The 11882-nt window shown below is 46.1% G+C and carries 6 protein-coding genes; 3 read left to right on the top strand and 3 right to left on the bottom strand.

The window, feature by feature from the left end; translation table 11 throughout:
- From ACTUJY_RS18850 to ACTUJY_RS18840, 3 genes are all read left to right on the top strand, one after another.
- Positions 1-235: hypothetical protein (locus ACTUJY_RS18850; protein ID WP_463617684.1), on the top strand; the 235-nt coding region annotated here is incomplete at its 5' end.
- 49 nt (positions 236-284) lie between these two features.
- Complete coding sequence (locus ACTUJY_RS18845; RefSeq protein WP_463617683.1) at positions 285-1979, top strand: DEAD/DEAH box helicase family protein; 1695 nt, start codon at positions 285-287, stop codon at positions 1977-1979.
- Complete coding sequence (locus ACTUJY_RS18840; RefSeq protein ID WP_463617682.1) at positions 1973-3208, top strand: PDDEXK family nuclease; 1236 nt, start codon at positions 1973-1975, stop codon at positions 3206-3208. The genes ACTUJY_RS18845 and ACTUJY_RS18840 overlap by 7 nt, the downstream gene beginning before the upstream one ends.
- Positions 3209-3515: 307 nt before the next feature.
- Here the strand turns inward: ACTUJY_RS18840 and ACTUJY_RS18835 are convergent, their stop codons facing one another.
- From ACTUJY_RS18835 to ACTUJY_RS18825, 3 genes are all read right to left on the bottom strand, one after another.
- Positions 3516-3989: an ankyrin repeat domain-containing protein gene (locus tag ACTUJY_RS18835; protein WP_463617681.1), complete on the bottom strand. Its 474-nt coding sequence runs from the start codon at positions 3987-3989 to the stop codon at positions 3516-3518.
- A gap of 3 nt (positions 3990-3992) precedes the next feature.
- Entirely contained in the window at positions 3993-11357 is a 7365-nt protein-coding gene (locus ACTUJY_RS18830; RefSeq protein ID WP_463617680.1) for a GH-E family nuclease, read from the bottom strand.
- A gap of 245 nt (positions 11358-11602) precedes the next feature.
- Positions 11603-11794 (bottom strand): hypothetical protein, encoded by a 192-nt coding sequence (locus ACTUJY_RS18825; RefSeq protein WP_463617581.1) that lies wholly within the window; start codon positions 11792-11794, stop codon positions 11603-11605.
- Positions 11795-11882: the final 88 nt, after the last annotated feature.

Genomic DNA, 11882 nt, shown 5'->3' with positions numbered 1-11882 from the left:
AGGCTCGTTAAAAACCAGTCAAGTGCATGCGTTAGAAGGCAAAGAGTTTATCGGCCGTGTCGGTAAAGAAGTGGACAAATCCGGCCGCTACCCTGATAAAAACATCATCTTTGGATTTAAACCACTCCCCAAAGAAATGTCAGCTCAATCAACACAACAACCCCTTAACGTACCACAACCACATATCACGCAAGCACAAACCCATTCTGGCGCAATGCCTAACTTTTTAAGCTGATCACTTGCCGCCTTCGGGCGGCACACACTTGAGCGTGCAATAAACCTCTATGCAATTACGTGATTATCAACAACAAGCGATTGATGCCTTGTTTACTTACTGGCGTCAACATCCGGGTAAAAATCCTGTGGTAGTGCTCCCAACAGCCGCGGGTAAAACGGTTGTCTTCTCCGCGTTGTTAAAAATAATTTTAAAGCTCAAACCCAGTGCTCGCATTTTAGTATTGGCACACCGAAAAGAACTCATTCAACAAGCCGAGAAAAAACTATTAACGGTTTTTCCGGAATGTCCGCTCGGTGTGTATTGCGCGAAGCTTAAACGAAAAGAAATTGCGCAAGTGACCATCGCCAGTCGCGACAGTTTGAAAAACATCGTTCACAACGTCGAAAAGTTTGATTTGGTTCTTATCGATGAGGCACACAACGCCGGACCGAAAGACGAATCCGCGTACAAAAAAATCATTCAGGCATTACGTTTAATCAATCCTAAAGTGAACGTCACTGGGTTTACGGCCACACCCTACCGGATGAACGATGGATTAATTTACGGTGAGGATAACTCCACAGTTTTTGATGGTGTCGCCTTTAAAATGAACATCAAGCAATTAATGGAACAGGGTTATTTAGTTCCCATCACCGCCAAACCGGTTAATGATTTAGGCAAACCCAACCTCAAAGGTTTAGGTGGCAGCAACGATTTTCCGAAAACCTTGTTAGAGCAGCGTGTGAACCAATACCCACAAGTGGTGGCGGCACTTCTCGAATGGGAACGCATCGCGCTTAAAGCTCAGAAACGCAAACTCTCATTGTTTTTTGCGGTATCCATTAAACACGCCGAATTAATCTCTCAGGTCGCCACTGAAATGGGCTACAACGTCCCAGTCATTCACGGTGATATGGACGATGACGAACGTGAACGACTGATTGAAGCGGCTCACAATTTAACAGTCGATTGCTTAGTGAATGTTGGAGTGTTAACCGAGGGTACGGACATTCCGCCCATTGATTGCATTGTGATGATGCGCCCGACCAAATCACTTGGCTTGTTCATTCAAATGGTGGGACGCGGTGCTCGCCTCTCTCCAGAAACGGGAAAAGTCGATTGCTTGTTATTGGATTTTGGCGGATGTTTGGAACGCTTCGGCCCCATCGATTGCGCAACTCCACCGGAAAAAGGACAAACCATCAAACGTGTTAAAGCATGTGAAAATTGTCAGGAGTTGGTCAGTCTATACGCGATTAAATGCAAGTTTTGCAACTTTCAATTCCAACCTCAGCCGGTTCGTATTTGTCCAAACTGCGAGCATGAAAACGCGCCAAGCTCAACACATTGCAGCGCTTGTGATTTGATTTTTGTGACTCATTCTTTCACAGCGCAATCTGGAGCGGTTTTAAGCAGCCAAGGCAAACCCGAATACTTTCAGGTGGCGCGAACCTATTTACACAAAATCAAAGATGGAAACCGCGCTTATTTGCAAATGGCGTTTCAGTCTCTCGATGGAATGAAAATCGCCTACAAAAGTTTTTATTTTGGTTACCGAGGAATTGCAGGACGAACCGCACAAAGGGATTGGAATGCACTCACCCTACCCGGCATTAAAACGCCACAAACCGCACAACATGCCATCGAGCTTTTTAACACTTATCCAATTTTAAAACCGATTGACGGAGTGACTGTTGATCCGTTTTTACCACACAAAGCCGCCATTGAAATCATCTATGAACACGAGGAACGTTTATGTTAAGTACCGAAACTCAAGCATTGCGCGAACGACTCAACAATGTAACTGTTGCACCCAATCAGAATGAAACAATAGACACGAACCAACGTGATGCAGCGAATGATCGACCAACCACAAAAGCCTTACTGGACGCAGCAGAGCGCCAAGCAGTACGAGAAAGCCCCATACGCGGCCATTTAGGATTCTCAGAAATTGGTGAAGAAGACACGCGCACCTTATGGCTAAAGTTTCGTTGGTGTTTGCCTAACACACCCAAGCCTCGTATCAATCGTATTTTTCGAATGGGTGATTTTGTTGAAGAATTTTTAAGTCAACGGCTCGAAACCATTACCAATGAAAGTGCACGTGAAGCGGGTATTCAAACCGACGTTACTAAGCCGAAAGAACCGCACTTATCGGTTTATTCCGTTAATCCCAATACCGGTAAACAGTTTCATTTTTCGGAAGACTTAGGCGGTCATTTCGGCGGCTCGATGGACGGTGTGGGAAAAGGCTTTCCAGAGCTGCCTGAAAATACATGGGCTGTTGTAGAATACAAAAGCGCAAATGATGATCGTTTCAAACAATTTGCCAAAAACGGTTGCCGCTCTACCGAGCCAAAATATTGGGCGCAGTGCCAGTGCTACATGCATAAAACCAAACTGAAACACGCCGTATTTATTGTGTATAACAAAAACGATTCGGATTTGTATATTGAAATCATCGATTATGATCCCGATGCCTGGTATACCTTCTTCGCGCGAGCTGAAGCGGTAATGGATGATCGACTGCCTGAATCGTCCTACCCGCACCGCAATCATTATGAAATCAAAAACTACAAATCAGAAGAGTATCAAGCCATTTATTGGGGTGACAAACTGCCGCGCGATGTCAACTGCAGGAATTGCATGTATGGATTTCCAAACACAAAAGAACCTGGTGCAAAGTGGCATTGCTCAAAATTCAATATCCCCCTCACGATGGAGCAACAACAAAAAGGTTGTACGCACCACGCATGGCACACTGATTTAGTCCCACTCAAGTTTATGAAACGCGACGAAGCGGGTGTTCACTATAAAACGAATTCTGGTCGCGTTATTGTCAACTGTGCAGAAGATTTTAAATTGCTTTCAGACCATTTATCGAGCCAAGAAATGATCGCAGCCTCCGATTTTGAGTTTAGTGAAGCGTTTTTTGAATCGAAAGTTCAAGATTTACGTGATATATTTAATACTAGAATCAATGGCAGTTAAATTTTGTAGTACAACGTTTTAAATATTTTTTGCAATCGTTGTACTAGATGTCAATCAATTTTCAACGATAACTTCTCCAAACCGTCGTAAAAAACTTCATGGATTCAGTGCTTTTTAAAAATACGATAGTAGTACAATAAATTTTACGACGGCGTTTGAGAAATATTGCGACAGTAGTTTGGTAAAAAGAAAAAAATACTACGATGAGAAAGAGGGAAAACGGTCGTAAAACTTCAAAATCCTACGACCGAAAATTCGGAAAAAACTACGGTGGCCAAAAAGCACTCTACACCAAAAGTCAATATGTCTAATTTGATGTTAAAGTATTTATGAGTTGAGAATCTTTGATTTGAGTAGCAAAATCCAAGGGAGATCTCTTGGCTTTATTTTTATGATTAATGTCTGGTTGATACTTCATAAATAATTCAACCAAATTATAGTATCCTCTCGCATTAAAAACGGCTGTCCACAACGGTTGATTTCCATGTTTGTCCTGAATATGTAAGTCCGCGCCTTTGATTAATAACAGTTCAGCAATTTTTTCACATTTATACTCCGCTACATAGTGTAGCGGAGTTTTCCCATATTTATCTTGGTGATTAATATTAATACTTAAGTCAATTAAATATGAGCACATTTCTTCATTATTGTAAGCTATAGCTTCCTGCAAAAGATTCTGTAACTCTTCATTTAATATTCCATTAATATTATCCTTTAGTGAAGCAATAAGAGTACTATTTTCATTGTTCCGGACTAGCTGGAAGTATTGCTCATAGCTCATTCATTATTCCTCATATCTTCGACTTCTATTTGCAGAAGGGCTTTCTGGTTGATAATTATTGGAGTCTCTATACCTTCTTAGAAACTCTTTTTTATCAATTTTACCATCAACATAGTCTCGATGCAGTTTTCTATATTCTCGACCTGGTTTGTGTCCCATATCCCATTGACCAGCTCTGGATTTTGACTTATCCCAAGTTAATAATTCACCGGTATTTGGATCGTAAACATTTCCATCAGATTGTTTTGCTGTGTCCCATACTTCATCGACCTGTCCTTTTCCATAGGCTGGCCGACTCTTGGGGTTTGCATACGGCATTCTACGCTGGGATTTAGCTTGCCTAATCTTAGCAATATTTTTCGCTCGTTCTATAACTTTAAATGTCTTATAGCCCCGATAAGCAGCATAACCTGCACCAAAAGTTACAGCTCCTAGCGCCATCATACCGCCTTCAATTGCAGCAGATTTAAACGCACCACTCCAATCGCCTTGAGAGGCTGCCAAAATAGACTCACCAAAAGGAATCATAGCCGTCGCTGCAGAAAGAGCGTTCCCTACTCCACCACCACTGCTTCCCGAATTTCCAGACGAGCCTGATTTATTTGGCGCATTGTTGCCTTCGGGCGCAGTACTACCTGTTTCAACAGCTTCCCTTCGAGGTCCGATCCAAATATACGACTCTATTCGAGAAGATTTCCCTTCTGTCTGGAAAGTGGAATCGTGCACCCAACGACCACCAGGCTCTATATCTTCGGGGGGGGTATTTTTATTTGAGTCACTGCCAGCTCCTTGAGCTTGATCACCACCGTTTCCTCCCATACAAGAGATTTGACAGGTGTAATCTTTCCGCCCATATCGACTCGAATTATGATTATCTACACTTTCATACAAATCACAAAAAGCACCCGAACACAAATACCCACTCGGATCCGTACCAGCTAACGGATTGTTCATGATGTACGAATATGGATTCATACTCTGGCTGTTACCCGGACTCTGTATAAACGGGTCCACACTAAGAAATCGTCCCAAGTTGTAATCATACGCCCGCCCATTCATATGAATGAGCTGCACATCGTCCATATGTTCATGGTCAGTAAAGCCGCGAGTGGAGGTATCGGAATCTAAAATGGCGTTGAATTTATTTTGCAGTCGTCCCGTTCGAGGTTTACCAAAGGGGTCGAAACTGTGGGCCTCAAGTACATTACCGGCGTTATCGAACACCGCACTCATCGAGCCTAAACGGTCACGATGGAAGTATTTGGTATTGTTAGTAGTGGTTCCGTTTTCCGTGGTTTCGGTAACCACAGCAATATCGCCGATGTAACTTTTCTTAACGGTTTTGTTGTCGGTTTTGATTTCTTCATACAACTTGTCGATGTATATCGTCGTTTCGCCGGTGCTTTTGAACTGCTTGTAGCGCATTTGGTCAGCGCCATAATAAAAGTTCAGCGTAATGTCAGCGGTAACTTGCGTGTCCCAAGGGCCCAAATAATGTCCCGGGTTTAAATCAATCACCGTGGGTTTATTAAAGGCGTTGTACGCAATGTTGCGAATGCTGTCTGACGTTAAGTTGCCGTTGTTATCGTAGTTGTAATACCGGTAACCTTTACCGTTGGCTTGGGTCACTCGGCGCACCATATTGGGACCTGCGTTTCCGTAAGCTCTCGACTTATCACCATAAACGTAGTTACTGCCATTAATCGAGAAATCGGACTTATAAGTCATATTACCGACGGCATCGTAACCGTAGCTTACTTGGTCATTCTCTCCGCTGTGAAAGGTACGCGTGCTGCGTGTTAAGCGGTGCAGTCCATCGTAAAGGAATTGTTCACGGTCGGTGTAAATGCTGCCATTGCTTTGGCGATTCTCAACGTACAGGTTCTTAAGGTTGCCGAACGCATCAAAGCCAGTGTAATCGAGGCGTTGTTGTTTGCTGCTGCCTTTTTGCAATTGAGAAAACAGCATTTGTCCGCTGGCCGGGTCAAAGCCGCGGCTGATGCTGGCGGTGGAGGTACCGTAGCTGGCTTCTGTCCAGTTACCGAGCGCGTCCATTTCATCGATGGTGCGATAAGTGGCACCACTTTGCGCGTTCTTTACGGTTTTGGTGAGGCCGGTGGCGTCATACTCATACGCAACCGTGAGGTCAGACGGATACGTCAGCCCTTTGACGCGGCCATAACGGCTGTCCCAATGGGTGAGTACATCGTATTCTTTACTATCGATGGTGGTGGTGGTTTTACTGGCTCGACACTTCTCGTTATAGCGGTATTGCTTCAAATAGTTTTCACCGACTTTGTTTTCACTGGCCGGCAAGCCATAGCATTGGCCGCTTGTGCCTTGTAAAGCGGTATCGTATTTAAACTCCGCTTCCAAGACCGTGTTCACTTTACGCTCAATCACACGACCCAAGGTATCGTAGTTGTAATCGGTGGTTTGGCCTTTGGCATCCCGCTCGGTGTCCACTTCGCCAAAGCCGGTGTAAGTAAAGGTTTTGTTGCCCATGTTGGGATCGTTCACCCACAGCTTTTGACCCAGTGCGTTGTAAGCGGCGGTAATGCGATTGTTTTTCGCATCTTCCAGCACGATGGGGTTACCTGCGCCGTCATACGCATACTGGGTGATGCCACCCAGCGCATCGGTGGTTTGCATCAACTGACCGATGCTGTTGTAAGTGCGCCACATATTGAGGCTGCCCGCCCGCACATAGGTGCGGTAAGGGTTATTGCCGTAAGCGTAATCGTAAGTGGTGACGAGCGTTTGGTTGCTCACTTGTGAACTGCGTTTTTCGGTTAAACGACCCAACGCATCGTAAGCCACGTAATGGACACCATCGCTGTTGGTGTTTAAGTAACTGTCGGTGTACGACGGGATGGACTCAAACACGGTTCGACCCAGACCGTCGAACTGCGTCCATTGGTACAGAGTGTTAGCGTTTTCAAAGCCCTGGCTTTCGGTTTTAATGACGCGGTTGAAGGCGTCTTTGTAGACGACGCTGGTGGGCGCGCCAACTTGACGGGTTTCCACAAAATACGCCGCGCGTGCCGGACAGTTCGAGTAACACTTCTGATAACCGGAGTAGGCTTTGGGACTGCCCGCGGTTTGCGCTTCAATGACTCGGCCGAACGCATCGTAAGTGTAGCTGGTGCGATTGCCATTGGCGTCTTCGGTCCATTCCGGTTGACCGTGCTCAGGGTGAATGCTCGTTTGACTCGCTGTGAACAGGTTGTTCTTCACCAGCGTGGGGAAGTAGCCATCGGTGCTGTAATCGGTATCGACCCAACGCGCGGTTTCGCCTGAGCTTGAGGTGGTGACTCTATCGGGCAGTCCGTATGTGGTGTAACTGGTGCTGGTGGTCACACTTTTACCCCCACCCTGTGTCGCCGAAACCGTAACACTCGACGGTTTGCGATGGGTGGCATTCCAGCTATAGCTGGTTTTCACTTTTTTAGTGGTATCGGTGTTGGCTTCAATGCCGGTGGTGTTCTGCCGGTACTTCACCGGATTAGTAGTGACTTCACTGGAGGCCAGCATGTCTATCCACCAGTTCGCCACTTGCGAATAATCGTAAACGTTCACCGTGCTGCTGGTCACCACACCAAAGCCGGTATCCACTTGGCTACTCGATTCGAGCACATTGCCGTAATTGTCGGTACTGAGCACGTTGCTTTTGCTGTACTGCGTTTGGCTGCGGGTTTCCAAATCGTACTGCCAACTTTCGGTTTGACTTGGATACACCCAGGTGACATCGCTGTCGCCACTGACGGTGTGTTGGCTGGTGTAGGCGTAGCGTGTTTTGGTCAAAGGGTTCACCGAGCAGGTCTCGCCACTGTCACTGATTAAACAGCTGCGCACTTCCTGTGGCTGTCCTGCATAAGGAAACTTCTGATGAAAATCGGTGACCGCTCGGGTACCGTCGGGGTTATCGACTATGATGCTGCGAAACCCTTGGAAGCCTCGACCTTTGTTGTTAAACATCGCTTCGCGATACGAATAACGCGTGCTGTTATTTCCGCCAATGCCATTGCTTTGTTTGAAGTTCGACACCACAAACATCGACGAGGTGAAGTAGAAATGATCATCATCGACGTAACGGTTGGGATCGTTAATGTCTTTTACTGCATACAGCGCGGGTTCGCTTGCGCTGCGACCTGCTTTGGAAGTGAGTGGCGCATAATCCCACTCGCTTTCTATCGATAAACCGTTGGTGACTTTTTTCAGTAAATCGGGCGCTTTGGCGTATTCACTGCTGTTCGATGCAGCGCCTTTGTTGTGGTAAAAATAATAACCACGGTCATTGATGTCAGGTGTGGCATTCAAGTTGTCTAAATTCGAGTGCATGGTAATGGCCATGTCACTTAACCCATCACCGTACAAATCGATGTTCCACGGATTCTTGTGACTCAACCCTTTTTGTTTCAGAAGTGTTTGTCCTAATGAAGCGACCAGCGAGTATTTTTTGGTGCTGGCGTTATATCGAAACTCGTACGGCTTAACCTGATAAACGCTTTGATCGGTTGAACCATATCCCTTTTGGTACAGCTCGCCATCGCCGCCGGAGTGAGCACAAAACTCCAAGTCTGTAGGAATATGTTGGGCGACAACAACGACATCAATAATATTTTCTCTAACCGATAAGGAGTTCTCATTACCTCTCCTCGCTAACGTAAAAGTCGTGTTGTTTTGAGCGTTCCAATTTGTGCGACTGAGGCAGTACTTTACGACGGGTTCTTGGTTAATAGGTAATATCAATTCCGAACGGCCGTCGCTGTCCAAGTCCGAAGTGGTGATCAGCGAACCAAACTTGGGTACGTGCGTTCCAACCGTTTGTCCGCACTTATCATTGGGCGATTGGTTATACAGCTTCTCATCAATAAACCCAGCGGTACTTCCGGTATTCACAGCCGACTCAAACGAGCCGCCGTTATTCAACTGATAATACCAAGTGTGCGTGCCACTTTTGGGTACAAACAAATAATCCTTTAACCCATCGCCGTTAATATCTACCCATTGGTGATACACGTACTTGGGGTGGTTGTTGGAGCTGATCCCCATCGATTCAAAAGACGTTTCGGTAAAGTTATTCTCCTGATCCTGAATCAGCACACCATGAAGGTTTGAGTAACAGGTTTTATCGTCCAGAAAAACATCCAACAAGCCATCACCGTTTAGATCATCTAAGTGGCTGAAAGTCACTTTGCGGCTGCTTTTTGTTGGATCGTAACTGTACGATTTTTTAATTACAGGATTGGCAAAACTGGGTGACTTTGCCGTACCGATGTTTTTCCAAAGCTTAATATCAATCTTATTATTGCTGTAATCTGGAGCACTGGCGATGTAATCAATCAAGCCATCGTTGTCGATGTCAGCGTATGTGCCCAGGTACAAATAAATATCGCTTAGTAAGTTGCCAGTTGTGGACGACCAAAAAATTTGTGTTCGAAACTTTTCCTCGAGCGTGATAGTGCCATTGGTGTTCACCACGCGATAAAACACGTTTTCTTTCCCCTGACCGCTGTCGACTACGCGCGACAGTTCGGAAACGCCATCGTTATCGAAGTCGAGGTAATTGCCAGACCAAAGCGACATCGCCAAATCGATATCGTCTTCGCCAAACTCAAAACTCCAAATTTCACTACCGTCGGCGTTGAGCGAAAACAGTCGGTACAGTTTTAATTCCGCACCTGACCAGGCGTATTCGTAGGTCATTGCTTCCTTAATGCCATCACCATCCAAATCACCCAGCGTTTTGAACAACATTTTTATCAGTGGGCTTAACTGGCCATTCACTTTTTTCATTTCCAGTTGAATCGCACTGTCTTGCCAATTAAATTCCGTTTTCGGCAAGCAAGTTTTGGTACCGGTGACGTAAGAACACTCTTGCACGCTGCTTAGCAAGCTACGCTGAGTTGCACTACTGATGTCGTATTCGAGCGTATAAAGACGCACGAGATCACTGGTATTAACGAAAGTTTCAATGGCTTTTAAGCGTTGGGTGCTTTCGGTTTTTCCTCCAGCCAAAAATGCCACACTGGCATCGGGACGGGTTTCGTATGTGAAGCTGACTTTGCGATTACCACGCACACTGGTACCGGTGTAATCAATGTTGCTCAATAACCACTCGCCTTCACCGTACTGGCTGTAATCAAAGTGAATGGTGTTGCCCGAGGGGTCTTCAACTTTATCCAAAGCCCAACGAAGTACTTCATTGCGTCCGCCCGCTTTATGCCGTGCGTCACTGCTCCCGTAATGGTAAGTGCGTCCGTTTTTAAACTGTGCAACGAAATAGCTCGACGTTGAGTTGATGCTGTAGGTTTGTGTCACTTTAACAAAGCTGTCGAGCTCAGTACGATACACTGCACCACTCTGTCCGTAAGTACCACTCACCACCATCAATCGCTGACCGTCCAAACACAATCGGTCGTCACTGGCGGAATAAGTCACCGCTACGTTTTTACCGTCTTGCGCCACGGTTTGCCCACAACGATGGATGGATGAAGTGCTGGCGTTTAAACTCCAACCGACTCCGGCAATGCCATTACCACTGCGCGAAGAATAACTGAGGGAAACCGCCGGCTGCATGCCCGCTCTTCCTGGCGCAATCGCAATCGGAATGGAGTAAGTGGCAGCACCACCGGAAACGCCAGCGCCACCTTCGAGTGCACCAACAGTAGCATCGTGGTTGGGAATGGAGTCGCTTGGCAATGTGGCATCAGGGATTAGGCTGCCCGCATCAATGGTCACCGTCACACGCAAATAGCTGCTGTACGCCGAACACATCGCATCCGAACCGTTACAAGCACGCACGCGATAATCGTAAGTACCACTGGTTTTATTACTGAACGCCATGCTGGTCGTGCTGTGCTTGCTGGAAATCTGCACCCAAGCACCGGAATTTTTACGCTCTTGCACGCTGTAGTAAGTCACGGTGCCGGCCGGTTTACTCCAAGAAACCGTGTAATTGCCACTGCTACTGCTGGAAGGTCCGGTGGGTTTAGCGGGCGTATTCGGCGACGATGCCACCGTCACCACATTGCTCGGTGATGACATGCTGCACTCGAGTCCACGGAAGGGACTGAGGTTACAAGCCTCTACCGTGTAAACATAGCGACCGTCAACTCGGTCGGTCACCGTAAACGAGCTGCTTTTATCCGAACGGGCTTCAACAAACGCGTAACTGCCCCCATTTTTGCTTTCGTATAAGCGATACATGTAAGCATTCGAACGCGTATAGGTAATGGTGTAGGTGCCATCGGCATCCGTAGCCGGCCCTTTGACATTCGTCGCAGGATAAGGCGCAGCAGCCGATAAAGTGGTAGCAAAAAACGCGGCCAAAAACAGACCGAGCGCAGATAAAACGCGGTGCATGAGTGTCCCCTGAAAGAAAAAGTCTGAATTTAAATTTTGTCTGCGTTGTGTTTGTTGTGCGCAGACGTTTATTTGTTTTAAGTCCCTGTGAAGCAACAACTCCCTGATGAGACGGCGCGAAGTATCGCAAAAGTGAAAAGTTGACTCAAGTAAGAGATCTCTCAAATGGATTACAGACAATCGCCTATTTGCGTTTTTATTTTTATCTGAGATATATCAAAAATCAAACGGAATAAAACGCCGCTTTAAAAAACTTTTAACCTCGAATCTCGTTCAATCCCATCGGCCAGTTGACGAAGGCGATCCGCCACTTCTTTCGCGGTCATTTGTTTTTCAAGACGAGCGCCATGATAGCGATCATTGATAAAAGAAATTGAAATCATTTTTCCAGAATCGTTTTCACAAACAATCTTCATATCCTTAAACGTAGGTTCCACAAAACTTCCTTAATTACTTCTAAAAAACTGTTGTTTATTACGCGCTTCCTTACGCAGCGCTGAGAGATCCTACTGCTCCAAATTTGAA

The sequence above is a fragment of the Pleionea sp. WD8-19 genome (genome assembly GCF_055326765.1).
The sequence above is the reverse complement of the archived record's forward strand: the minus strand, read 5'-3'. Positions and strand labels throughout refer to the sequence as shown.

Coding starts and splice junctions, on each gene's coding strand:
- ACTUJY_RS18835 (WP_463617681.1), bottom strand. CDS start 3,989: ATGAGCTATGAGCAATACTTCCAGCTAGTCCGGAACAATGAAAATAGT.
- ACTUJY_RS18830 (WP_463617680.1), bottom strand. CDS start 11,357: ATGCACCGCGTTTTATCTGCGCTCGGTCTGTTTTTGGCCGCGTTTTTT.
- ACTUJY_RS18845 (WP_463617683.1), top strand. CDS start 285: ATGCAATTACGTGATTATCAACAACAAGCGATTGATGCCTTGTTTACT.
- ACTUJY_RS18840 (WP_463617682.1), top strand. CDS start 1,973: ATGTTAAGTACCGAAACTCAAGCATTGCGCGAACGACTCAACAATGTA.